The sequence below is a fragment of the Ensifer meliloti genome (assembly GCF_030064585.1).
In the GTDB taxonomy this organism is placed as follows: Bacteria; Pseudomonadota; Alphaproteobacteria; order Rhizobiales; family Rhizobiaceae; genus Sinorhizobium; species Sinorhizobium meliloti.
Window position 1 is genome coordinate 1,428,362 of the sequence record NZ_CP120365.1, and the last position, 24,239, is coordinate 1,452,600.

At 62.3% G+C, this 24,239-nt stretch carries 24 protein-coding genes; 7 read left to right on the top strand and 17 right to left on the bottom strand.

What is annotated here, in order from left to right:
- Positions 1 to 210: 210 nt before the first annotated feature.
- From PZL22_RS14055 to PZL22_RS14080, 6 genes are all read right to left on the bottom strand, one after another.
- Positions 211 to 1,329, bottom strand: a complete 1,119-nt coding sequence (locus PZL22_RS14055) for a branched-chain amino acid ABC transporter substrate-binding protein (protein ID WP_003525631.1) — start codon at positions 1,327 to 1,329, stop codon at positions 211 to 213.
- Positions 1,330 to 1,443: 114 nt separating this feature from the next.
- Positions 1,444 to 1,788 (bottom strand): DUF6867 family protein, encoded by a 345-nt coding sequence (locus tag PZL22_RS14060; RefSeq protein ID WP_003525632.1) that lies wholly within the window; start codon positions 1,786 to 1,788, stop codon positions 1,444 to 1,446.
- A 25-nt stretch (positions 1,789 to 1,813) separates the two neighbouring features.
- Positions 1,814 to 2,539, bottom strand: coding sequence for an ABC transporter ATP-binding protein (locus tag PZL22_RS14065; RefSeq protein WP_003525634.1), 726 nt, complete (start codon positions 2,537 to 2,539; stop codon positions 1,814 to 1,816).
- Complete coding sequence (locus PZL22_RS14070; protein WP_003525635.1) at positions 2,536 to 3,423, bottom strand: ABC transporter ATP-binding protein; 888 nt, start codon at positions 3,421 to 3,423, stop codon at positions 2,536 to 2,538. Before PZL22_RS14070 ends, PZL22_RS14065 begins: the two co-directional genes overlap by 4 nt.
- Positions 3,423 to 4,808: a high-affinity branched-chain amino acid ABC transporter permease LivM gene (gene livM, locus PZL22_RS14075; RefSeq protein WP_003525636.1), complete on the bottom strand. Its 1,386-nt coding sequence runs from the start codon at positions 4,806 to 4,808 to the stop codon at positions 3,423 to 3,425. Before livM ends, PZL22_RS14070 begins: the two co-directional genes overlap by 1 nt.
- Positions 4,809 to 4,812: 4 nt before the next feature.
- On the bottom strand, positions 4,813 to 5,715 hold the full coding sequence (locus PZL22_RS14080; protein WP_003525638.1) for a branched-chain amino acid ABC transporter permease: 903 nt from the start codon (positions 5,713 to 5,715) through the stop codon (positions 4,813 to 4,815).
- Positions 5,716 to 6,109: 394 nt separating this feature from the next.
- Between PZL22_RS14080 and cysQ the strand changes: the two genes are divergently transcribed.
- The gene (gene cysQ / locus PZL22_RS14085; protein WP_003525639.1) at positions 6,110 to 6,886 is read left to right on the top strand and encodes a 3'(2'),5'-bisphosphate nucleotidase CysQ; all 777 of its coding nucleotides are present in this window, start codon (positions 6,110 to 6,112) and stop codon (positions 6,884 to 6,886) included.
- 13 nt (positions 6,887 to 6,899) lie between these two features.
- Here cysQ and PZL22_RS14090 read toward each other — a convergent pair whose 3' ends face one another.
- Together PZL22_RS14090 and PZL22_RS14095 are read right to left on the bottom strand one after the other, a co-directional pair.
- Entirely contained in the window at positions 6,900 to 7,286 is a 387-nt protein-coding gene (locus PZL22_RS14090; RefSeq protein ID WP_003525641.1) for a response regulator, read from the bottom strand.
- A 124-nt stretch (positions 7,287 to 7,410) separates the two neighbouring features.
- The gene (locus tag PZL22_RS14095) at positions 7,411 to 8,163 is read right to left on the bottom strand and encodes a Crp/Fnr family transcriptional regulator (protein WP_003525643.1); all 753 of its coding nucleotides are present in this window, start codon (positions 8,161 to 8,163) and stop codon (positions 7,411 to 7,413) included.
- 291 nt (positions 8,164 to 8,454) lie between these two features.
- Here PZL22_RS14095 and PZL22_RS14100 point away from each other — a divergent pair, with 291 nt between their 5' ends.
- The 4 genes from PZL22_RS14100 to PZL22_RS14115 all read left to right on the top strand — a co-directional run bounded on the left by PZL22_RS14100 (position 8,455) and on the right by PZL22_RS14115 (position 12,921).
- Positions 8,455 to 9,330, top strand: a complete 876-nt coding sequence (locus PZL22_RS14100; RefSeq protein ID WP_003525644.1) for an SDR family NAD(P)-dependent oxidoreductase — start codon at positions 8,455 to 8,457, stop codon at positions 9,328 to 9,330.
- Positions 9,327 to 10,883: a VOC family protein gene (locus PZL22_RS14105; RefSeq protein WP_003525645.1), complete on the top strand. Its 1,557-nt coding sequence runs from the start codon at positions 9,327 to 9,329 to the stop codon at positions 10,881 to 10,883. Before PZL22_RS14100 ends, PZL22_RS14105 begins: the two co-directional genes overlap by 4 nt.
- A 451-nt stretch (positions 10,884 to 11,334) precedes the next feature.
- Positions 11,335 to 12,300, top strand: coding sequence for a hypothetical protein (locus PZL22_RS14110; protein ID WP_003525646.1), 966 nt, complete (start codon positions 11,335 to 11,337; stop codon positions 12,298 to 12,300).
- A 3-nt stretch (positions 12,301 to 12,303) separates the two neighbouring features.
- Positions 12,304 to 12,921 (top strand): RES family NAD+ phosphorylase, encoded by a 618-nt coding sequence (locus PZL22_RS14115; RefSeq protein WP_234835741.1) that lies wholly within the window; start codon positions 12,304 to 12,306, stop codon positions 12,919 to 12,921.
- A gap of 185 nt (positions 12,922 to 13,106) precedes the next feature.
- Here PZL22_RS14115 and PZL22_RS14120 read toward each other — a convergent pair whose 3' ends face one another.
- The 8 genes from PZL22_RS14120 to speB form a co-directional block, all read right to left on the bottom strand.
- Positions 13,107 to 13,664, bottom strand: a complete 558-nt coding sequence (locus tag PZL22_RS14120; RefSeq protein ID WP_003525650.1) for an NADPH-dependent FMN reductase — start codon at positions 13,662 to 13,664, stop codon at positions 13,107 to 13,109.
- A 135-nt stretch (positions 13,665 to 13,799) separates the two neighbouring features.
- On the bottom strand, positions 13,800 to 14,753 hold the full coding sequence (locus PZL22_RS14125) for a ring-cleaving dioxygenase (RefSeq protein WP_033048140.1): 954 nt from the start codon (positions 14,751 to 14,753) through the stop codon (positions 13,800 to 13,802).
- A gap of 159 nt (positions 14,754 to 14,912) precedes the next feature.
- Positions 14,913 to 15,692, bottom strand: a complete 780-nt coding sequence (locus PZL22_RS14130; protein ID WP_033048141.1) for a carbon-nitrogen hydrolase family protein — start codon at positions 15,690 to 15,692, stop codon at positions 14,913 to 14,915.
- Positions 15,689 to 16,489 carry an ABC transporter permease gene (locus tag PZL22_RS14135; RefSeq protein WP_003525654.1) on the bottom strand — a complete coding sequence of 267 codons (801 nt, stop codon included), beginning with the start codon at positions 16,487 to 16,489 and terminating at the stop codon, positions 15,689 to 15,691. Before PZL22_RS14135 ends, PZL22_RS14130 begins: the two co-directional genes overlap by 4 nt.
- Complete coding sequence (locus PZL22_RS14140; protein ID WP_004434015.1) at positions 16,486 to 17,340, bottom strand: ABC transporter permease; 855 nt, start codon at positions 17,338 to 17,340, stop codon at positions 16,486 to 16,488. The genes PZL22_RS14135 and PZL22_RS14140 overlap by 4 nt, the downstream gene beginning before the upstream one ends.
- Positions 17,337 to 18,374, bottom strand: a complete 1,038-nt coding sequence (locus PZL22_RS14145; protein WP_004434020.1) for an ABC transporter ATP-binding protein — start codon at positions 18,372 to 18,374, stop codon at positions 17,337 to 17,339. Before PZL22_RS14145 ends, PZL22_RS14140 begins: the two co-directional genes overlap by 4 nt.
- A gap of 173 nt (positions 18,375 to 18,547) precedes the next feature.
- Positions 18,548 to 19,627: an ABC transporter substrate-binding protein gene (locus PZL22_RS14150; RefSeq protein ID WP_004434023.1), complete on the bottom strand. Its 1,080-nt coding sequence runs from the start codon at positions 19,625 to 19,627 to the stop codon at positions 18,548 to 18,550.
- 170 nt (positions 19,628 to 19,797) lie between these two features.
- Positions 19,798 to 20,856: an agmatinase gene (gene speB / locus PZL22_RS14155; RefSeq protein WP_004434026.1), complete on the bottom strand. Its 1,059-nt coding sequence runs from the start codon at positions 20,854 to 20,856 to the stop codon at positions 19,798 to 19,800.
- A 192-nt stretch (positions 20,857 to 21,048) separates the two neighbouring features.
- On the opposite strand from speB, the gene PZL22_RS14160 reads away from it, so the two are divergent.
- Together PZL22_RS14160 and PZL22_RS14165 are read left to right on the top strand one after the other, a co-directional pair.
- Positions 21,049 to 22,116 carry a LysR substrate-binding domain-containing protein gene (locus PZL22_RS14160; RefSeq protein ID WP_004434029.1) on the top strand — a complete coding sequence of 356 codons (1,068 nt, stop codon included), beginning with the start codon at positions 21,049 to 21,051 and terminating at the stop codon, positions 22,114 to 22,116.
- 45 nt (positions 22,117 to 22,161) lie between these two features.
- Positions 22,162 to 23,340: an aminotransferase gene (locus tag PZL22_RS14165; RefSeq protein ID WP_004434032.1), complete on the top strand. Its 1,179-nt coding sequence runs from the start codon at positions 22,162 to 22,164 to the stop codon at positions 23,338 to 23,340.
- Between the two features lie 5 nt (positions 23,341 to 23,345).
- Here the strand turns inward: PZL22_RS14165 and PZL22_RS14170 are convergent, their stop codons facing one another.
- Positions 23,346 to 24,236, bottom strand: a complete 891-nt coding sequence (locus tag PZL22_RS14170; RefSeq protein ID WP_033048142.1) for a DMT family transporter — start codon at positions 24,234 to 24,236, stop codon at positions 23,346 to 23,348.
- Positions 24,237 to 24,239: the final 3 nt, after the last annotated feature.

Here is a 24,239-nt window from a genome sequence, read left to right on the forward strand (position 1 = left end):
CGGGTCGACCTAAAAACATCGCCGTGATCTATTCCAAGAAGTCGAGACGCGGGATGCGGCCGGAAAACCGCACACACTTTTCCTCAGCCCGCTCTAACACTTAGACCCTTCTGATCGTCCGATTTGCTCTTCCAAGCAATCTCGCTGGCTCCAAACAGCAGAAGGCCCGGCGTATGCCGCCGGGCCTTCCAGATTGCCTATGAAAAAGAACTATTCGTTCTGGAAGTAGCTGAACTTGCCGTCGTCACCCTTCTTCCAGGTGTACATGACGTAGTCCGGGCGGGTGATGTCGCCCTTTTCGTCAAAGCCGAGCTCGCCGATTGCCGTCTTGAACGGGCCCTTGGCCTTGATGGCTTCGGCGACCGCCTGCGGATCGGTGTTGCCGGCGGCCTTGGCGCCTTCTGCGATCACCTGAAGGGCCGCATAGGCATAGAGCGTGTAGGCTTCAGGCTCGAAGCCGGCGGCGCGGAACTTCTCGACGAGGTCCTTGGCGGCCGGGCTCTTGCGCGGGTCCGGTGCGAAGGTCATCAGCGTGCCGTCGACCGCATCGCCGGCAATCGAGGCCAGTTCGTTCGAGACGATGCCGTCGCCCGACATCATCGTCGCCTTCAGGCCCTGGTCCTTCATCTGACGCATGATCAGGCCGGCTTCCGTGTGCAGACCGCCGTAATAGACGATCGAGACACCAGCCTGCTTCATCTTGGCGATAAGTGCGGAGAAGTCCTTGTCGCCGGTGTTGATGCCTTCATAGAGGGCCTCGGTGACGCCGGCTTCGTTCATCGACTTCTTGGTTTCGTCGGCAAGGCCCTGACCATAGGGGGTCTTGTCGTGAATGACGGCGACTTTCGCGTCCTTGAAATTGGCCGCGATATAGGCGCCCGCAACGGCGCCCTGCTGGTCGTCACGGCCGCAGGTGCGGAAGGTGTTCCACAGGCCGCGTTCGGTGAACTGCGGGTTGGTCGAGGCTGGCGTCACCTGCAGGATGCCGTTTTCCGCATAGATTTCCGATGCGGGAATCGAGACGCCCGAGTTGAAGTGACCAACGACGAATTTCACGCCATCGGCCACGAATTTCTGGGCGACGGAAACACCCTGCTTGGGATCCGAAACGTCGTCGCCGAGTACGACCTTGATCTGTTCCCCATTGATGCCACCTGCAGCATTGATGTCCTCGGCCGCCTGTTCTGCACCTTTCTGGAGCTGCGCGCCGAAGGCGGCGTTCGGACCAGTCAACGGACCACCGACACCGACCAGGATGTCAGCCCACGCGGTGCCGCTGAAGGCGACCATTGCTGTCAGCGCAACGGCCGACAGAAGAGACTTTTTCATCTTGTTACTCCCAATTATTCGAGCGGGTCTCGTTTCATAAGCCTGCGCAATGCCCACCATCATTGCGCCGGTGTTCTTTCGCACCGGCCGCGCGGACCGGCACGCGCTGTTCCCTTATTTTGCCTTCCAGGAGAAAGGCGAGGTTTTTTCATAAAGCCAATAGTACATGCTGGCCATTTGCTTGGTCCGATAGTAACGGAAACCAGCGGTAGCAAACAACAAAAGGACGAGCGTGTCCACGATATAGTATTGCAGGGTGAACATCGTCCCGTTGAAAAGCGCATGATGGATGAAGCGGATGCCCCAGCCCAAAAGCGCGACATAAATCACGAGCCGCGGAACGCCACCCCAGCTTTCCGCGACGCTCTTGCCAGTCCGCCACGCCGTCCAGCCCCCGAGAACGCAGGTGATGAATAAAAACTGCCAGATCGAGGCTTCTTCGTAGAGAATTCCCTGCATCTCACTCAACTCCAGACGCGGCGGATCAATGGCGGCCGCCTTCGAGATAGGCCGCGCGAACCTCCGGATTGGCGAGGAGGTCCTTGCCCGACCCGCTCATCGTCACACGGCCGTTGACCATTACATAGCCTCGATCGGAGAGCTTGAGCGCTCCGAAGGCGTTCTGCTCGACGAGGAACACGGTGAGTCCCTCGTTCTTGTTGAGCACCTTGATCGCTTCGAAGATGCCCTTGACGATCAGCGGCGCAAGCCCGAGCGACGGCTCGTCGAGCAGCAGGAGCTTCGGACGGGCCATCAGCGCACGGCCGATCGACAGCATCTGCTGCTCGCCTCCCGAAAGCGTACCCCCACGCTGCGCCTGCCGCTCCTTGAGCCGCGGGAAAAGCGTGAAGACCTTTTCGACGTCTTCCTTGAAGTGCTTCAGATTGTCGAGGCTCGCACCCATCTGGAGGTTCTCGAGCACCGTCATGCGCGGGAAAATCCGGCGCCCTTCCGGCGACTGGGCAATCCTCAGACGCGCGATCTCATGCGTCGGCAGACGCGTGATGTCCTGGCCGTCGAAGTGAACCGAGCCGGTGCGCGCCTGCGGGCTGCCGCAGATCGTCATCATGAGCGTCGATTTCCCGGCGCCATTGGCGCCGATCAGCGCAACGATCTCGCCGCGATGGACCTCCATGTCGACGCCGTTCAGCGCGCGGATGTTGCCGTAATAGGTCTCGACGCTTCTCACATGCAGCAGGGGCGCAGTCATTGTCCGGGCCCCCCACGCTCGCCCTCGATTTCCTCGATTTCTCCGATCACCTCTTCAACCTCTTCATCCTCGACACCCAGATAGGCCGCAATGACCCTTGGATCGTTCTTCACGAAGTCCGGGTTGCCGTCGGAAATCTTCTGACCGTATTCGAGCACGACGACGTGATCCGATATTTCCATCACCACGGACATATCGTGCTCGATCAACAGGATGGAGGTGCCGGTATCGCGGCGGATCTCCTGCAGCAGCGCATTGAGGGCGAGCGATTCACGCGGATTGAGACCCGCCGCGGGCTCGTCCAGGCAGAGAAGCTCCGGCCCGGTACACATTGCGCGGGCGATCTCGAGCCGCCGCTGAGCGCCATAGGGCAGGTCGCCGGCCGGATCGTCGGCCCGCTCGGTCAGCGATGCCTTTTCGAGCCAGTGCCTGGCGAGCTCGATCGATTCCCTGGATGCCTCGCGATAGGCCGGGAAGCCGAACAGGCCGAGAATGGTATAGCCGGATGCCCGCATCAGCTTGTTGTGCTGGGCAACGAGCAGATTTTCGAGCACCGTCAGGCCCGAGAACATGCGGATGTTCTGGAAGGTCCGAGCCACCTTGGCCTTTTTGGTGATCTCGAAATCCGGCAGCCGTTCCAGAAGGAATTCGGCGCCCGACTTCTGCCGCATGGTGATCATGCCCATCGTCGGTTTGTAGAAACCGGTGATGCAGTTGAACACCGTCGTCTTGCCCGCTCCGTTCGGACCGATCAGCGCGGTGATCTCGCCGCGCTCCGCCTCGAAGGAGAAGTCGTTGATGGCCATGAGACCGCCGAAGCGCATCGACAGGCGTTCAACCTTGAGGATGGGGTCTTTTGTCATGGTGTCGGTCCCAAAGGCCATCAGCCGTGCCCCTCTTTGGTGAAGCTGCCGGAGATTGCCCTGCGTTCGCGCAGGAACGCGGTCGGCTCGCGTGATCCGACGAAGCCGCGCGGCTTCCAGACCATGACGACGACCATGGCGAGGCCGAAGATCAGCATGCGATAGAGTTCCGGCGTGAAGGTCGGTCCGAAGATCATCTTGAGGAAGGTCAGTTCACGCAGGATTTCCGTGCCGCCGATCATGACGACGGCGGCGATGGCGATGCCCGTCAGCGAGCCCATGCCGCCGAGAACCACGATGGCGAGGATAACGGCGGATTCCAGGAAGACGAAGGATTCCGGCGAGACGAAGCCCTGACGCACGGCGAAGAACGAACCGGCAAAGCCGCCGAACATCGCCCCCGTCGCAAACGCCGTCAGCTTTGTGGTGACGGTGTTGATACCGAGGGACCGGCAGGCGATCTCGTCTTCCCGCAACGCCTCCCAGGCGCGGCCGATCGGCATCCGGCGCAGCCGGATCGTGACGAAGGCCGTCAGCAGGGCGAGGCCGAGGATCAGATAGAACAGGAAGATCTTGTAATAGGCCGAAGACATCGGCAGGCCCATCATTGCCGCGAAGCCGTCCTTCGTAGCATCGAACTTGATACCGAAGAGCGTCGCCTTGGCGATGCCGGAAACGCCGAACGTGCCTTTCGTGACCTCTGTCCAATTGATCAGCACGAGGCGGATGATCTCGCCGAAAGCGAGCGTCACGATGGCGAGGTAGTCGCCCCTGAGGCGCAGCACCGGAAAGCCGAGGACGACGCCCCAGCAGGCGGCGAGAAGGCCGGCAATCGGCAGCAGCACCCAGAAGGACAGGCCGAAATAGCTGGAGAGCAGCGCGTAGGAATAGGCGCCGACGGCATAGAAGGCCACATAGCCGAGATCGAGCAGTCCGGCGAGACCGACGACGATGTTGAGGCCCCAGGCAAGCATCACGTAGATGAGAATCTGAATGCCGAAATTGTCGACCCATTTCAGCGATCCCTGGACGCCCACGAGCGCGACGATCACCGGTGGGTAGATCAGCAGCAGGATGACCGCGATCTTCGACCAGTTGCGGCTGAAGAACGTCTCCTCCTTCACCACATCGGGCGCGGCCGCCTTCGCCGCCTTGCGCTGCGCCAGCCGCGGCTGGACATAGGCGACCATGAGGAAGCGGCCAACCATGGCGATGGTCACGAAGGTCGCGAGCAGGCCCCAGCGCTGCGTGAGGATGAGTTCGTTGCGGATGTTCTGGTCGGTCTTGAGGCCGACGAAGAGCACGAACATGCCGAGCGTGATGAGGCCCGCAAAGACAGCCTCGCGGAGCGCCCGCGCCGTCAGCTCGCTGCCGGCGCTTGCGGTTGTGGATGCGACATTTGCCATGGAACTATACCTTCTCGACTTCCGGTCGTCCGAGAATACCTGACGGCTTGAAGATCAGGACGATCGCGAGAATCGAGAAGGTCGCGACATCCTTGTAGTCGATGGTGAAGTAGGCGGACCACAGCGACTCGATGAGGCCGATCAGCAAGCCGCCGAGCACGGCGCCGGGAAGCGAGCCGATCCCACCGAGAACGGCAGCGGTAAACGCCTTGACACCCGGAGCGAAACCGTCGGTGAACACGACCACGCCGTAATACATCAGGTACATCGTCCCGGCGACGGCGGCGAGTGCGGCTCCCATGATGAAGGTCACCGAGATCGTCCGATCGACATCGACACCGAGCAAGGCTGCCATCTTGCGGTCCTGTTCGGTCGCACGCTGGGCTCGTCCGAGCGGAGTTCGGTTGACGATGTACCAGAAGACCGAAAGCAGGATTGCCGTGATGACGACGATGATGATCTGCTTCAGCGAAACCGAGATGCCGAACAGGTCATAGACCGAGGAGACCAGCGGCGGGATCGGCTTGTTCCGCGGACCCTGCGTCACCTGAATGAAGTTCGACAGCACGATCGACATGCCGATCGCCGTGATCAGCGGCGCCAGACGGAAGGAGCCGCGAAGCGGGCGATAGGCCACGCGCTCGATGGTCCAGTTCCAAAGCGCAGCCGTCAGCATACCGACGACCATCATGATCAAAAGCGCCAGTACAACCGGCACGCCGGCAATGAATGTCGTGAGAAGCAAGAAGACGATCAATGCGGCAAAGCCGCCAAGCATGAAGATATCGCCGTGGGCGAAGTTGATCATGCCGATGATGCCGTAGACCATGGTATAACCGATCGCGATCATACCATAAATAGACCCAAGCGTCAGCCCGTTGACGAGCTGCTGGACAAAATACTCCATCAATCTTCCCCTGGACCGGATCCTGTCGGTCCGATCTCTTGTTTTTTAATACTCGTTTTCGAGCATGCTCTAAGCCCGATTTCATACCGCTTTCAAATGAAAATGAAAGCTAAAAAATGCGCCACCACCAAATTGTTCCGCGATAAAATCGATTTGACACTTTTGGAGCCAGAAAAATGAAAATTTCAGCAGCATTCGCTTCCGAAATAGCCAACTTCGGCAGCAAAGGGCTGAAAGCGGCAATGAAGTGAGGCGCGTTACTTTGGTGGGAAGCCCCGGGCCCGCCGCGGCAAGTGACCCGCGCAGCAATTCAAGTGCTACAGTGGCCGTTGCCCGTCTGATAAGAGGCGAGGCGCTCCAAAGCGAATCGCCTCGACCGCAAGAACAGGAAGCAATGCTGGACATACTGGAAACATCGGCACTCGCCGCCGGACAAGCCATCCTGGAAATTTACCGTGCCGGTCCGGCTGTCACCTACAAGGCTGACGCCTCGCCCGTGACCGATGCGGACCATCGTGCCGAGCGGATCATCCTTGCCGATCTGGCCGCCGCCTTTCCGGATATTCCGATCGTCGCGGAGGAGGAGGTCGCCGCAGGTCGCGTTCCCGATATCGCCGGAAAGCGGTTCTTCCTCGTCGACCCGCTGGACGGCACGAAGGAATTCGTCGAACGTAACAGCCATTTCACTGTGAATATCGGGCTCGTAGAAAACGGTGCACCCGTCGTCGGTGTCGTCTACGCACCGGCTCTCGGCCTCATCTATTCGGCGGCCGCCGGCATGGCGAAGAAGGCGGTGGTCGAGGATGGACAGGTCACGGGCGAATGGACCACCATCGGCTGCCGCCGTTGCGGCGACCGGCCGATGGCGCTTACCAGCCGCTGGCACAACAGCCCCGAGACGATCTCCTTCCTCACCGATCAGGGCATCAGCGATCATGAGGCCGTCGGCTCATCGCTGAAGTTTTGCCTGCTGGCCGAAGGCATTGCGGACATCTATCCGCGCTTCAGCCGGACGATGGAGTGGGACACCGCGGCGGGCGACGCGATCCTGAGGTCGGCAGGCGGTGAAACACTGACGATGGCGGGCAATCCGCTTGGCTACGGCAAGCGCAATCAATCGGATGACAGCGACTTCGCCAATCCCTGGTTCATCTCGCGCGGCAGGGCGTGACCCGCAACCGCGGTCACATGTCTCTCGAAGGGGCGGCCGTGGCGATGAGGCTGCCGAGCGTTCCCTCGCTGAAGGGTTTGTCGATCCTCGGGACATCGCGAAGATGGCTGGGCAGCGCCAACAGTTCCCCGTAGCCGCTGGTGAAGCCGAAGCTGATGCCCCGTGCCATCAGCGCATCGGCAACGGCAAAGCTCGTGTCATCCCCCAGGTTGATGTCGAGAATTGCGAAATCGTACGTATGATCCGCGATGAGTTCCATCGCCTTTGACTTGGTGGTGGCGACGTCAACGCTCGTCACCCCGAGAGCGACGAGCATCTCCTCCATGTCCAGTGCGATAAGGAAATTATCCTCGAGGACGAGGACTGACTTGATGGCCGGCGGAACCTGACTGACTGGCATTATATCTGCATCCTCGGTCTCCTCGATTCTCGAGACCTCAAAGAAGCGGCTAATAGGACACCCGGTAGGCCGGGCGCATTTAAAAAAGACATGTTGTACGTAATTTGACGCATGAAGCTTCGCATCAAATCAGCGGCCGCTTCGGCTCGCTCAATCCGTCCCAGCCTGCAAGCGCAAGCAAGCCGTCGATGTCGTGGACGTCGCAGCCCTTCTCGGCCCAGCGCAGGAGACCCCTGGCGGCCAGCTTCTTCAGCGTCTTGTTGGTGTGGACGATCGAGAGGCCGAGCGTGTCGGCAACATGTTGCTGCGTGACGGGAATAACGCTCCAACCGCTGCTGAAGAGTTCCAGCGTGGCGGCCCTCTGGTAGAGAAAGGCGATGAGGTAGGCTGCCCGCTCCACAGCGGAGCGGCGGCCGATGCTCAGCAGATTCTCGTCCAGCATCCGCTCCTCGCGCGCTGCGATCCAGGTCAGGTCATAGGCGAGGTCGGGGTGCTCCCTGTACAATTCTGCGAGCCTGTCACGCTGGAAGACGCAGAGAACGACCGGCGAAAGCGCCTCGATCGAATGCTGCATCTCGCCCATGAGAGTGCCTTGCAGCCCGACGATATCGCCCGGCATCACATAGTTCAGGATCTGTCGCCGGCCGTCATCGAGCATCTTGTAGCGAAAGCCCCATCCGGAAAGTACCGTGAAGAGATGTTCGCTTTGCTCCCCTTCTGCGAGTATCGTCGCGCTCGCGCCGAAGGCGAGTTCGCCTATCTTGAAGTGGGAGACGAATGCAAGTTCTTCCGCCTTGAACGGGCGGAACAGCGGAAGCGGGCGCAAGGGACAGTCCCTGCAGGGCGTGCCTTTGGTGAATTTTCCTTCGGTTATCATGAAGTATCTCGAGGCCCGGCGGACCGGAGCGGATGGGGGCGGACTTCACAAGGTAGCATGGCGCAAAAGAACGACAAGGTCGAAGACGAAAGCTGGTGAACACCGCCTCGCATCATGGACTTGCCCGCGGCCAGACCCTATGTCTGCCTCTACCCGTTGTTGGAGCGGATTGGAAGAACGCGCGCGGTTTCCGCCCGCATCCCGCTCTGACATATTGGAGTCGATCAGGTCCGTGACTTAGGCTGGGGACCGACCTGAATTCATGAACATGATCTAGCAGGATTGAAGCCCATGTTGTCCTACTCCGCTATCGACAAGAACAACGTCGCCGTCGTGACCGGCGCCGCCTCGGGCATCGGCCTTGCCTCGGCACGGCGCTTCGCCAGCCTCGGAATGAAGGTCGTGCTCGCGGATCTCGGCGGTGAGAAGTTGCAGGCAGCGGCAGCCGAGGTAGCGAAGGCGGCTCCGGGCGGTTCCGGCGATGTCGCTGCGATCGAGACCGACGTGTCGCTGGCGGACGACCTCGTGGCCCTGGCGCGCGCGACGCGCGAGCGCTTCGGCCACGTCCATGTGCTGATGAACAATGCCGGCGTCCAGCCAGGCAGTTCCCTCTTCGGCCCGCTCGAAAATTGGGAAGCGGTGATCGGCGTCAATCTCTGGGGCGTTATCAACGGTTCGCGCATCTTTGCCCCGGCCATGATTGCCCACGGGCAGCCGGCGCTCATCATCAACACGGGTTCGAAACAGGGCATCACCACGCCGCCCGGCGATCCCGCCTATAACCTTTCGAAAGCGGGCGTGAAGGTCTTCACCGAGGCCCTGCAGCACGAACTGCGCAATACCGAGGACTGCAAGGTCAATGCGCATCTGCTGATCCCCGGTTTCGTCTACACGTCCCTCACCGCGCAAGGACGCACGGAAAAGCCGGCCGGCGCCTGGACGCCGGAACAGACGGTGGACTTCATGATGGAGGGCCTTGCCCGCGGCGACTTCTATATCCTTTGCCCCGACAACGAGGTCGCGCGTCCGACGGATGAAAAGCGGATCCTTTGGGCAGCGGGAGACATCGTCGAGAACCGGCCGCCGCTTTCACGCTGGCACCCGGACTACGGCGAGGCCTTCCAGTCGTTTCTCGCCGGGACGACGGCAGGGAGGACCAAACCGTGACGAGCGGCATTCATCACATCACCCTGATCGCCCGCAAGGTACAGGCCAATGTCGATTTCTATGTCGGCTTCCTGGGGCTGCACCTCGTCAAGCGGACCGGCGGCTACGAAGATCCCAATCAGTTGCATCTCTTCTACGGCGACGCCGCGGGCTCGCCGGGCTCTCTCGTGAGTTTCCTGGTCTGGGAGGACGGCTCTCCGGGCCGGGTCGGCTACGGCCAGCCGAGCGAGATCGCCTTCGCCATTCCGCCCGAAAGCATCGGCTACTGGATGACGCGAGCGCTGAAGTTCAATATCCAGGCGACCGGCCCTTCGCAGGAATTCGGCGAACCGGTCCTGCGTCTGAAGGATCCGGACGGCGTGATCGTCAAGCTGGTGGGAACGAACGCGCTTGCGGAGCCCGCGCCCTGGGCGGGCCGGGACATCCCCGAAACGGACTCCATCCGCCGCTTACGCGGCGCAACGGTGCTCACGGAAAAACCCAAGGACACGGCGCACTTCCTTCAAAACCACTTCGGCTACACCGAGACGGGAGCGACGGAGAGCATCCGCCGCCTCACTTCCTCGTCCGGGGACGTGATCGATGTCCGCGATGCCGGCGGCTTCTGGAGTGCCGCCCCCGGCACCGGCACGATCGACCACATCGCCTTCCGCGCCCCGGATGAGGCGACCGTGCTTGCGGTGAGAGCCGATCTCGAGCAGGAGCACGCCGGCGCCACCAATGCGCATGACCGGAAATATTTCTTCTCGCTCTATGTACGCGAGCCTGGCGGTGCGCTCTGCGAGCTCGCTACGGACGGGCCCGGCTTCACCGTCGACGAAGCTCCGGATGCTCTCGGCACGACGCTGTTCCTGCCCCCGCATCTGGCGAGCGACCCCACGGCAACGCTGGTCAGGCTGCCGCAATTTGCGCTGCCCGGCGAACCCAGGGTGCCGCAGCGCGACCTTCCTTTCATCCATCGGTTCCACCGCCCGGAGAAGGCGAACGATCGCACCTTCGTGCTGCTGCATGGCAGCGGCGGCAACGAAATCGATATGCTGCCTTTCGGCCATCAGCTCGATCCGCATGCGACTCTCCTGGGCGTGCGCGGCCGCAGCGCCGAGGAAGGTTTCCCGCGCTGGTTCCGGCGCTTCTCGATGACGAAATTCGACCAGCAGGATATTCGCTCGGAAGCGGAAGCCTTTGCCGCCTTCGTGGAGGGCGCGCGCGAGAGCTACGGCCTCGACCCGGAGAAGACCGTGTTCATCGGCTACTCCAACGGCGCCAACCTGCTCGCCGCCGTGCTGCTTCTCCACCCCGGCATCGTCAGGAACGCCGTGATGATGCGCGCAATGGCGGCGCTCGAAAGCGCGCCGGAACCGGACCTCGCCGGCACAAGAGTGCTGATGCTCACCGGCAAGGACGATCCCTACGGCAAACACGCACCGGAACTGAAGACGGCGCTCAGGGCCAGCGGAGCCGATTTCGAGGAAGTCGACCTCGATACCGGTCACGGAATAGGCGTCGAAGACATCGCCGTCATCCGGCCCTGGCTCGCGGAATCCGGCATTTAGATGTGGGCCGGCCCAATAGTCGGTCTGCAGTTTGATCCAAGGCGACTGCACGCCTGACGCCTTGAAATCACGGGTCCATAGCGTAGCGGTCGGAATCCCGGATGCCGCTGAGGCTCCCGCGCCAAGAAACCCTGCAGAAATGGCGAACAGCCGGCGCATTTCGCCAACGCTGTCCTGTTGGAATGGAACCTACCCATGAGGTGCTGTTGATGGCTTGATGCTCGAGGTTGATATACCACGCTTACGACTGCATATATCAACCTAACCATCAACCCTGTGCTGCTCTCGTGACGGCGAGAGCCGTGAGTAGGCCATGAGCGAACACACAAGATCTGCGACCGACATAGATCCGGTCGTGCGCGCTGCTGCAGAGCTGCACGCTCGAGAAGCAGGACAGACACTCTCTCAGTACCTTGCCGGTCTCGTATTCGACCGTCCAACTGCAGGAGACATGGATCGAGGGCTTGAGAAGTGGGCTGGTCATCAATTGCGATTGAACCACCATTGGGCAGACAGTGAGGAGTTTCGTCACTGGAACATGCGCGTTCGCGAGACGCTTCTCCCTGACGTTTCGGCGAGCCCTACCTTGAAACTTGTGTTCGTATTCAATTCGCGGCTCCACTCGGCAGCACTTCTTATGGGGGCTGCGTTTCACGAGGCATCAGTGTCGGACTTCGAACTTCCCCGGCATCAGCGTTCATCGGTTCACCGCGTCAAGACAAGGCGTAACTGGTACTCGCACATTGTGGATGACTGTCTCGCGCGTTCGAGGGAGGTTCGACAAGCTCTGTTGCACAGGTGGACCCCTACCCCACGCGCCGAGCAGTTGGCTATCGATGCTTTCGTTCTGTTGACCGAGTTGACACCGGCTCGTACCGAGCTGTTGCGGTTGTGCCAGTATGATAGGCCCCGAGCATTCTCGGAGCTTGCCAAGCACATAGATCTCGCCGCCGACCAGTTTCAGCTCTCGGCCGATCTCTTGGCGGAGGTCGAGGGAGGAACCAGCGCGATTGAATTGAGCGATGACCAAAGGTTCCTCAACATCAGCACTGCTCTTCTCGATCGTTCCGGCGGTGGGGTCTCTCTAACTGAGGGCGCGAAGATGCTCGGCACGACCCGGCAGGCCCTCCACAAGCGGGTCAAGTTGGGCTCGGCATTCGGTCTCATGCACGGATCGGAAATCGTTCTTCCCAAGTTCCAGTTCATTACCGTGGATAACGACACCCGCCTGCTAGAGGGGTTGGCCAAGGTGACCAAACTCTTTGATGACAGCGGTGCCGGCCGTTGGTCGATGCTGCAGTTTCTGATCGACACCGATCCGAACTTGGCAGATACACCACAGCGAATCCTTGCCGGAGGGCGCGTTGACGAAGTCGTAACGGCGGCCAAAGCCTATCTTGGCATGGACGAGGCTTGAGGAGTGCCCGCTTATACTGCGCCAACAGCCCGCTTTCCCTCGGGATTAAGAATTGCTGCATTAGACGCGGGCGACGTCGTTGTCCGCGTCCATCAGAAGATTCATGGTGCGATCTTCTTTGGGCCGGCGCCCGGTGCGACACCCCAAGGCCGGTTCGATGCGCCTGCGGGCCAGTATCGCTTTCTGTACGTCGCGCAACGCCTCGAAGGGGCATTTGTTGAGACCGTTCTTCGTAGGCCTGCAAACCGCATCGTTCGGCGAGCGTTCGTGGAAGAGCGCATGTGGACACCACTTCGACTGCATCGCCAATTAGTTCTGGCAAAGTTAATGGACGAAGGGCTACTCTTTCACGGCGTAGATGCGTCCATCAGTGCTGGGGCAGACTACGCACCATCTCGTGCGCTCGCGCTCGCATTGCATGAGGATTATCCGGATCTGGATGGTCTTGCTTATAGGTCCCGACACAATAACGGCGAGGTTTGCTACGCCCTATTCGATCGTGTCTTATCGAGTGATCTTGTGACATTGCCGGGACAGCGGTTCGAAGATGACCCGGCGAGAACGGACCAGTTGATGCGTCTGAATGGTGCGGTTTTTGATACCAGTCTTCCAATCACCTGACCAAAAAGATCGAACCGCGGTTGTTTCGGGCTGAGCCGAAGACGCCCCTGTGAGGGAATCGCTACGATCACGATCCCGCGTTTCGGTTAGAGGGAGGGGGTTTGCTTCAAGAGCCCTCACCCCGCTCACCGGGAATGGTGGTGGCAGCCGGAAAGTCGGCGTGCTCCACAGTTTCGAACGCTACGTCAGTTCCTCATTGCCAGGTGATCGGCGAAGGCCTGTACGAAGCCGCGCAGCCTCTCCAGGGTCTGATCGTCCTTCAGTTGTCCGTCGCCGTCGAACAACGTGTTGGCTTTCGGCACCATCAGCCGCTTGCCCGACCACATTTCGGCGCCGAGCGTCCGCATCACCGACAGCCAGGCGTTTTGGCTGAGAATGGTCCCAAAGCTTCCCGAAGATGCGCCGGCGAGCGCGAACGGCCGCCCGCCGAACACCTTCTTTATGTCGGCTGGCGGGCGGCTCAGCCAGTCGATTGCATTCTTGAAAACGCCCGGGACCGAATTGTTGTATTCCGGCGTGAAGAGAATGACGCCGTCCGCCGCGACGATCTTCTGCTTCAGCGCCTCCGCAGCGGCTGGAACGCCGCTTTCGGCCTCCACGTCTCCGTCATATAGCGGAATGCCATGCAAGGTCGCGGTCTCGAATTCGACCCCGTCCGGCGCGACCGCCTGTGCGGCTTTGAGCAATGCGGTGTTGAAGGAGGCCTTCCGCAGACTGCCCGATATGCCGAGAAGCTTGGTCATGAACGACAATTTCCTTTCGCTGGCGCGATGCCGCGCAAATCCCGCGTCAGTCGAAAAACTAGCGGGCTCGCGGCAAAAGGAAAGCCGGAATCGCTTCCGGCTCTCCATGTCTCGGCCCGACGAGAGCGGCAGCCGTTACTTGAGAGGCTTCAGTCTCGCTTCGATCTGCGCCCGCTTCGGTTCGAGGAACGGCGGCAGCGACAAGCTTTCGCCGAGGGTTTCCATCGGCTCGTCGACGGCGAAGCCGGGTCCGTCGGTGGCGATCTCGAAAAGGATCCCGTTCGGCTCGCGGAAGTAGAGCGAACGGAAGTAGAAGCGCTCGACCTCGCCGCTCGACGGCAGGCGGAACTCGCCGAGCCGCTCCGTCCACTGGTGCAGCGCTTCGACATCCGGCGCCCGGAAGGCCACGTGGTGGACGGCGCCCGCCCCCTGGCGAGCAGCCGGCAGGTCGGGCTGGACCGCCACATGCAGTTCGGCCGCCGGCCCGCCCTCGCCCATCGAGAAGACATGCACCTCTCCGACACCATCCGGCGACGGATAGCTCCGCAGTTCGGCCATGTTCATGACACGCGTCAGCACGAGCGCGGTGTTGCTGATGTCCGGCACGCTGATGGTGATCGGCCCAAGGCCCTTGATCTGATGCTCGGACGGAACCGGGCTCCTTTCCCATGGGTGGGACGGCGCCAATCCGCCGTCGTCGACGAGCCGGAAGCGCTGGCCCTCGCCGTCCTCGAAATCGAGGGAGATGCGGCCGTCGATTTCGGCCACCTCACCGGAAGCGACCTCCAACTCATCGAAACGGCTCTTCCACCACCGCACGGTTTCGGCGCTGCCGACCCGAAGCCCGGTCCGCGAGATGCTGTGCGTGCCGCGTCCTTCGCGTCCGACCGGCCAGTCGAAGAAGGTCAGATCCGTGCCGGGGGTCGCCTGCCCGTCGGCATAGAAGAGATGATAGGCCGTGGTGTCGTCCTGGTTGACGGTCTTCTTGACCAGGCGGAGACCCAGCGTCCCCGTGTAGAAGCGCAGGTTCTCCGGCGCATTGGCGGTTATCGCGGTCAGATGGTGGATACCAGTCAGTTGCAAGCTCATGATTGCCTCCTAATCGCTATGCTGCATCGCCTTTTGCGTCAGACGCGCGGGCCTGCAGAGCGGGCATTTCCGTTGAGCACAATATCGATCCGGCCGAGCGTTTCCAAAAGAGGGGACGGCGCGAACAGATTGTTCTCCGATTGAGAACGATCTGGCAGATCAGTCGTGTTTCAAGTCCATGAGATAGGTATTCTCCGCTCGCGAAATGGCAAATGCCTGGGGGTCGATTTCGGCGATGATCAGGGTTTCATCCGAGGAACCGGCCTTTGCCAGTGCCTGGCCATCCGGTGACGCTATCAGCGAGAGGCCCGCAAAGGAGAACATGTCGTCCGAACCGCAGTGATTGACATAGGCGACGAAGAGCTGGTTCTCGAAGGCCCGCGTCCGGATCATGTGGTCGGTGATGAAAGTCCCGGACCATCCGGCCGGGAGGGCCGTCGGCACCAGCACCGCATCGGCACCCGCAAGCGCCAGGCGACGGACGTTTTCGGGGAATTCGACATCGTAGCAGATCAGCATGCCGCAAGTGACGCCACGATGTTTGAACAGGCGCGTCGAGGGCTCCGCCGGCGTGAAGAGCGAGCGCTCGTAATCGCCGTAGAGATGCGACTTCCGATAGACAACCGGGACGGCATCGCCATCGACATGGACGGCGCTGTTGTAGACGGCGTCCGCTCCCTGCTCTGCGAATCCGGCCACAATGGCGATGCCGGTTTTGAGCGAGATGCGCCCAAGTTCTCGAACGATCCGCCCATCCGCCGGCTCCGCGAGCCTGCGAATGGCTTCCCCCGCGCCGTAGCCGGTGATTGCGAGCTCGGGGGCGACGAGCAGGCTCGCACCCTCGCCGGAAGCCCCGATCGCCGCCCGCCCGATGCGGGCGAGATTGGCGGCCACGTCGCCGCCAATGCTCTTCATCTGCAGGGCAGCGAGCTTCATCATTTTCCGTCCGACGACATGGCGCCGAGCAGCTTCGGCAGGTCTCCGAAGCGGGCGACGAGGCTGAAGATGACCGCGGCCGTCGTGACGAAGAGGATCGTCACCGAGGCCATGGTCGGCGTATAGCCGTAGCGAAGCGCGTTGAATATCTTGATCGGCAGCGTCTCCATCGTGAAGCCGACGGTCATGTAGGCAACGATATACTCATTGAGCGACAGCACGAAGGCGAAGGCATAGCCCGAAACGATATAGGGCAGGATCAACGGCAGAACGACAGTGCGGAAGACAGTGCGGTCATCTGCGCCCATCGTCGAGGCCGCCTCGACCAGCGACCGATCGATCGAGGTGAAGCCGAGAGACAGCGTGACCAGCGGCAGTGTCACGAAGAAGATCGCGTGGCTGACGACGGCGGTCCAGGGCTGGCCGTAAAAGCCGGCCGTCGCCCAGAAGGTGAGCAGGCCGAGCGCCGTAATGACCGGCGGCAGCGTGAAGGGCGCGACCCCCAGAAGCTGGAAGATGTTCGCCCATGGCGCGACGCGCCGCCACAGGAACCAGGCGAGCGGCAGCGCGATCGCGACGGCGAGTGCGGCGGAAAGGAGCGCGAGCGTCACCGACGCGACAAGCGCGCTGCGCCATTCGGGGTTCAGGAAGATTTCCCCGTACCAGGATGTGGAAAATCCTTGCGGGGGAAAGGCGAGCGTCTGCTTGGCGTTGACCGATACGCCGGCGACGACGATCAGCGGCAAAGCGAGAAAGAGCCCGATCAGGGAGAAGTAGACCTTGCGGAAAATGGTGCTCATGCGGCCTCTCCCTTCCGTCCTGCGATGACGGTTAACGCCACCAGCCCAAGCGTCACCAGGACGAGGAACACCGCCATCGCCGCGGCGAAGGGCATGTTGGACTGATAGATCGCCTGATCGGTGATGAGCACCGACAGCGTCCAGTGCTGCGGCCGCCCGAGAAGTTGCGGCAGGAGATAGGAGCCGAGCGCGAAGATGAAGACCATGATCAGCGTGGCGGTGATCGTGTTTCTCAGCGCCGGAACGACGACGGTGAAGAAGGCCCTGAGCGGCGAGGCACCGAGCGTGCGGGCGGCTTCCGTCAGCGTCGGGTCGAGGCGCACGAGCGCGGGGAAAAGCACGAGCACGGTATAGGGGAAGGCCTGATAGACCATGCCGGTCAGCACAGCGGCAAAACTCGGCGTGAGCGCCTTCGCCTCACCCATGAGCCCGAGCGCCACGAGGATGTTGGTGATGCCGGCCGTGCGCGAGAATAGGGTGGACCAGGCAAAACCGATGATGACTTCGGAGAGAGAAAGCACGGAGAGCAGTGCGACGAGCCACACGACCTGCACCCGGCGCGCCATACGCGTGAGCAGGTAGGTGAAGGGCAGCGCCAAAACCACGCAGCACGCGGCGACCGCGATCGCCAGCATCAGGGAAAAGCCGAGCACGCCGCCGAAGAAGGCCGAGAGGAAGCGGGCATAATTGTCGTAAACGAAGGCCGGCGTATAGAAGCCGCCCTGCTGGCGCTGAAAGAAACTGACTGCGATCATCGTGCCGAAGGGCACCACGAAGAAGATCGTCAGCATTCCCGCGGGGAAGAGGATCGGCAGGTAGTCGCCGAGGGTCCGGGGCGGTTCGCGTCTCATCTGGCGAGCACCACACAGACATCGGGTGTGAGAGCGACGCCGACCTGTTGGCCGACCGTCACCTGCGGCCGGGCGCGCGGCGTCGAGACCGCTACGATCTGCCGGCCGGCGACATCGACGAATGTCTCGATCGTGCCCCCGAGATCGCGCACGAAGGTCACCGTGCCGGAAAGCGCTCCGGCACCCGGCGCGGTCAGGTGCACGTCTTCCGGGCGGATCGAAAGCATCGCCTTCGCCGCACCCGGCGGCAACTGCAGGCCCGGCACCGGCTGACCGAGCACCGTCACGCGGCCCGAAGTGTCCGCCTCCGCTTCGATCAGGTTCGTCTGTCCGATGAAGTCGGCGACGAAGCTGTCGGCCGGCCGGCGGTAGATCTCGATCGGCGAGGCAGCCTGCCGGATCTCGCCGCCGTTCATGACCACGACCGTATCGGCCATGGTCATCGCCTCGCGCTGGTCGTGGGTGACGACGATGGTGGTGATGCCGAGCTTCTGCTGCAACTGCCTGAGCTCGACCTGCATCGCCTCGCGCAGCTTGGCATCGAGCGCCGACAGGGGTTCGTCGAGCAGGAAGAGCTTCGGCGAGATCGCCAGCGCCCGGGCTATCGCAACGCGCTGGCGCTGGCCGCCGGAGAGCTTCGAGACCGGCCGGTCGGCATAGCCCGACAGGTGGATCATCGAAAGCAGCTCGTCGACCCGTTTCTTCTGGTCTTCCTTCGGCGCGCCGCGGATGCGCAGCGGATAGGCGATATTCTCGCCGACGGTCAGGTGGGGGAACAGCGCCAGCGACTGGAACACCATGCCGAGATTGCGCTTATGCGTCGGAACCCGGGTGATGTCCTCGCCGTCGAGCCCTATGGAGCCCGAGGTCGGCAGGTCCAGACCGGCGATCATGCGCAAGAGCGTGGTCTTGCCGCAGCCCGACGGCCCGAGCATGCAGACGAATGTGCCGTGCGGCACCGTCAGGTCGACATCGTTGACGGCCCTGAACGACCCGAATTCCTTGACGACGTTTTGAAGGGCAAGTCCCGACATATGTTCCCCGTTTCGCGCGTCATACGCGGATGTCACCGGCCACGTCAGACGCGCTGCCTCGGCGACATTTTGAAAAATTCAACATCAGCTTATCCCTAAACCGCTTCCGGTTTAAGGTCCGTGCAATTGGCTGCGCCGCCCCGGGATACCGAGGCGGCGGCTCGTGGCCGGCCTCAGCCGACGATCAGTTCCGTCCACTTCTGGTTCAGCCAATCCGACTTGGTCTGGTAGAGATCGTAGCGCGGAACGATCGGCTCGATGTCCGAAGAGACGGCGGCAAATTCCTTATCCGTCAGATCGGTGGACTCGCGCTTGACCGTCGGCGAGGTGCCGACCTTGCGCGAGAGCGTCGCCTGGACCGCAGGCTGGCACATGTAATCGATGAAGATGTGGGCTTCCTCGACCTTCTGCGACGCGCGCGAAAGCGCCCAGCAGCCGGAATCCTGGATGCCGCCCTCCTTCGGGAAGGTGGAACGCACCGGATGACCATCCGCCGCGGCGAGCCCGGTCACGTCGTGATAATATTGCCCCATCGGGATTTCACCCGACTTCAGGGCCTGTTCGAACTGGGCTTCGTCGCGGTACCAGAGACGGACGTTCGGCTTCACGTCGGCGAGCTTCTCGAAGGTCTTGAGGATCCCCTCTTCGGTGTCGAGCGCATTGGTGCCGCCCATGAAGGTCTTGGCCGTCACTTCGAGCAGGAAGGAGTTGGAGACCAGCGCCAGGAGGCCGAGCTTGTCGGCATTCGCCGGATCCCAGAAGGCCTGCCAGGAGGTCGGCGCCTCCTTGTAGACGTCGGTGTTGGTCACCAGCGTGATGTACCAGGAAACGGCGCCGATGCCGGCGATGCGGCCGTCCGGATATTTGTTGACGAAGCGGTCGAGCAGGTTCGAGCCGTTCTTGATCTTCGCCATGTCGATCGGCGTCCAGAGGTCGGTCGCCTGCCCTTTGAGCATCGCCACCTGAGACATCATGGAAACGTCGGCGGGCGCCTGGCCGGCGCGCGCAGCCTGTTCGAGCTGGACGAGCCATGCCTCGCCGGTGGGCTCGGCGACGGATTCGATCGCGATGCCGGTTGCCTTGGTGAATTCGGGGAAGATGTTCTTGTCGAAGGAGTCCTTGAAGTAGCCGCCATAGACGCCGACCTTCAGCGACTTGTCCTGCGCCCTCAGCACTGCCGGCATCGCCAGCATCGACGCGCCGGCAAGCCCCGCACCGAGCAGCGTGCGGCGCTTGATGGAATTGATGATCATCGCATGTCTCCTTTGTTTTTTGGCGGCTTGCGCCGCGTTCCCTTGTTCTAGTTGATTCCTTGCGCACTTTGTCCCCGCTGCGCTTCAGCGAAGAGAGTGATTTGGCATCAGATTATCGTGATCCGCTCGTGCCCGCCATGCGCATCGATTTCGGATCGTTCATCCGCGCATCAGCCCTTGCCGGCAACGGCCGGACTGAAGACCATCAGGCTCAGGATCTCGAAGAGCACCTGGGCGCCGGCATGGGCTGTATTGGTGGTCGTGTCGTATTGCGGCGCCACCTCGACGACGTCGCCGCCGACGAGATTGACGCCCTTCAGCCCGCGGATCAACTCCAGAACCTCCCGCGTCGTCAGACCTCCGACTTCCGGCGTACCGGTGCCCGGCGCGAAACTCGGGTCGAGGCTGTCGACATCGAAGGAGAGATAGGTCGGACCGTCGCCGACGATCTTCTTCGCCTTTTCGATGATCGCCGGAATACCCAGTCCGGTGACCTCCTCCGCATGAATGACCGTCATGCCGGACTCGTAGGAGAACTCCCACAGATATTCCGCCGAGCCGCGGATGCCGATCTGGATGACGCGTGTCGGGTCGAGCACGCCGTCGAGAACGGCGTTGCGGAATGGGCCGCCATGGTGGAACTTGGTCAGGTCGAAGGCGCCGCCGGTATCGCAATGCGCGTCGATATGGATCATGCCGACGGGCTGCTTCCTGCCCACGGCCTTGAGGATCGGATGCGTGATCGAATGGTCGCCGCCGACGGAGAGCGGCAGGACGCCAGCATCGACGATCTGGCTGATCCGCTTCTCGATGTCCTCGTGGCTGATTTCGAGCCGGTAGCGGCTGCGGAAGGGAACATCGCCGATGTCGGCGACCCGGAGATCATGCACCGGGGCGCAGCCGAGCACGTGATTATAGGGGCCGATCCGCTCGATCGCGCGCAGCGCCCGTGGTCCGAAGCGCGAACCCGGGCGGTTGGTGACGCCGAGATCCATGGGAACGCCGATCATCGCCACCTGAAGATTGCCGAAATCCGGGTCATCGGCATCGACCGGCATATGGGGTGCGGTCAGGAATGTCGGAATGCCGGAATAGGGCGCCAGCCGCGTGCCGCTCTTCGTGAAAATCTTGTCCGCGACCTTGCGGAAGGTCGGATCGAAGAGCTCGCCGCCATGGCTCTCGCCATATTTCGCCTTCAATTCGTTGAGCTTCTGTTCATCCCAAGCCATGCGCCGGACCTCCGTATCGTTCGGCCGGGGCTGGCACATGATGCACCGCAAGTCACGACTTGCGTAGTGCCGATCCGAAGCGGCGCGATCAGGTTCCCCGGCTTTTGCCTTTGTTGCGCATATTAGGAGACAATTCTTCTGGAAAAGCAATTGACATTGTTATAGCGTTTGATGTGAGAAAAATTCACATAAATGCCGCCTCTCCGGAGCCTCTTCTTGTCGAGCCGCCTGCCTCCGCTGAATCCGCTGCGCGCCTTCGAGGCAACCGCCCGGCGCGGCTCCGTTTCCGCTGCGGCGCGTGAGCTCAACGTCACCCATGGCGCAGTAAGCCATCAGATCCGCGCGCTCGAACTCTCCTTCAACGCGCCCCTTTTCGAGCGGGGCGGCAAGCGGCTGAGGCTGACGCCGCAGGGCGCGCTGCTCCTGCCTGCCGTGACGCATGCCTTCGCCGAGATCGCCGCGGCAACCGCGGCGATGACGCGGCCCGCGACGAGCGGGGAACTCACCGTCACCTGCGTCCCGGCACTGCTCTCCTTCTGGATGATTCCGCGCCTGCACCTCTTTACCGAGCAGTTCCCCGATGTCCAGTTGCGGCTGATCGCCTCCAATGACGAGGCGAACCTCGACTCCCCGGATGTCGACGTCTGCCTGCTCTATGGCGACGGCAACTGGCAGGACTGCTGGTCGAGGCTCTGGAGCCGGCTCGAGCTTTTCCCGGTCGTCAGCCCGACGCTCCTCAACATGCGGCCGCTACGCTCCATCCGGGATATCCGCGACCACATGATGCTGCATGGCGACGACGGCCGCGAGTGGAACACCTGGCTCGCCGCAGCCGACGCGATCGATTTTCAGCGCGGCCGCCAGCATTTCATGAGCGATGCGCGGCTTTCGACCGAGGCGGCCCTCCACAACCAGGGCGTTGCGCTCGGCGATACGATCACCGCCGGCAGCCTGATCGCCCGCGGCGAGCTGATCGCCCCCTTCGACCTGACGGTTCCGGCCAACGATGCCTTTTTCGTCGCCTGCCGCAACGAGGTTCGCGCCGCGCCGATCGTCCGCGTTTTCATCGACTGGCTGTTTGCCGCTCTCGAAAGCGACCCGATGCCGGAGCTGCAGATGTCCGCCCGCACGATCATTCGCAGCCGCATGTCGAAGCCCGAAGATGCCGGCCGCAACACCACGCCGAAGAGCCTTCAGCCCCGTTCCGCGCCGCGCAACCGGCGTCCGGAACGTCCGCAGAAGCGCAAAATCAAATCATAATGCGGGGCTGAGAACCCCGTCCGCTTCAACAACAGGAAATCCGCCATGCCGCATTTCAATCCCCTGGTCGAAAAGCTCTCGCCGCCGCCGATACCCTCGGTGCTCGCATGGGCGAAGGCCTATGACGGGGCAAAAGGCCCGCTGATCGACCTCTCCCAGGCCGTGCCCGGCTATCCCGCTCATCCCGACATGCTGAAATGGCTGGGCGAAACCGCGGCGTCGACGGCCTTTACGGGCTACGGAGCGATCGAGGGTGAAGCGGAACTCCGGCAAGCCTATGCCGAGCATGTGGCGGCGCTCTATGGCGCGGCGGTCGCCGCCGGCAATATCCACATCACCTCGGGCTGCAACCAGGCCTTCATCTGTGCCGCGATGGCCGTCGCCGGGGCCGGCGATACGGTGCTGATGACCAATCCCTATTACTTCAACCAGGAGACCACACTGGCGATGCTGGGGATCGATGTCGAGCTTGCGCCGCTCGATGCGGGCGCCGGCTTCCTGCCCGAAGTCGAGACCATCGCCTCTGCCTTGCGGCCGGGCATCCGGGCACTCGCGCTCGTTTCGCCCAACAATCCGACCGGAGCGGTTTACCCGCCCGGACTGCTGCAGCGCATCTACGAGCTCTGCCGCGCGAACGGAACCTGGCTCATTCTGGACGAAACCTATCGCGACTTCCTGCCGGATGCGGCCGCCGCGCCGCATGGCCTGCTTCGAACGCCGGGCTGGGAGGACGGTTTCATCGGCCTCTACAGTTTCTCGAAGTCCTTCTGCATTCCGGGCCATCGTCTCGGCGCGATCACCGCCGGACCGCAGGTGGTCGAGCAGATCGCCAAGATCATGGACAATCTCCAGATCTGCGCCCCGCGTTCCCCGCAGGCGGCGGTCGCGAGGGCGATACCGGCGCTTGCCGACTGGCGGCTTGCGAATCGCGCCGAAATCGCCGCCCGCGCCGAGGCGCTGAGGACGATCATGACCCGGCTGCCGCAATGGAAGCTGCAGGCCGTCGGCGCCTATTTTGCCTATATCCGCCACCCCTTCCCCGATATCGAGTCGCAATTCGTCGCCGAGAAGCTGGCGAAGCTCGCCGGCGTCCTCTGCTTGCCCGGCGACTATTTCGGCGAGGGTCAGGAAAACTATCTGCGCTTCGCCTTCGCCAATGCGGACGTGGCGACGATCCTCAAGCTCGAAGAGCGCCTCGCGGGATTCGAGCTGCCGGGTATCTGAGTGGTTCAGCCGCGGCGGGCGATCAGGATGCCGATCAGCACGATCGCGCCGCCGATCGCCTGCATCAGGCCCACCGGCTCGCTCAGCAGAACCCAGGCGAGCAGCGCAGCCACGACCGGCTGCAGGAGCAGCGTCAGCGAAGAAAAGGCCGGCGGCAGAAAAGCGAGCGCATAGGTAATCGCCACCTGCCCGCCGGCGTGGCTCACGAAGGCAAGTCCGAAGAGCATGGCCCAGCCGAAGGCACTCGGCGGGAAAAGCGACTGCTCGGTCAACAGGGCCATCGGCAGCATGCAAACGGCTGCCGAAGCGGTGCTCCAGATCATGATCCGGTTGGTGCTGAAGCGGCTTCGCAGACGCCCGATGGCGAGAATGTAGCCGGCATAGAACGCGGCCGCGACGATGGCGATCCCATCGCCGGCGAGATCGCCGCCGCCGAGTGCCGCCGGACCGCCTTTCAGGACCACCACGCCGGCGATCGCCGTGGCGAGGCCGGCCAGGAAGATGCCGCTGACCGCCGAGCGGAACAGAGCCCATCCCGCCAGCGTCACGAAGACCGGCGCCAGATTGGCAAGCAGCGTCGCATTGGCAACCGAGGTCATGGTGAGCGCAAGGTGCCAGGCTGCGAGATCGATGGCGAGAAACACGCCCGGCAGGATAAGCTGAGCGTAATCGGACAAGCACTGCGGGGGCTTCTCCGCGGCTGCACCGCCGCGCAGCCGGGACCAGGCCACCAGCGGGATCAGCGCCAGCGCGACACGCCAGAAGGCAGTGGCCATCGGCCCCACTTCCGAGAGACGCACGAAGATCGGCGATCCGCCGATGGCGGCACCGCCGATGATGAGCGCGGCCATGGCAAGTCTGTTACGGGGAGCGGCGGAACTGGCGGCTTGGGTCACGGC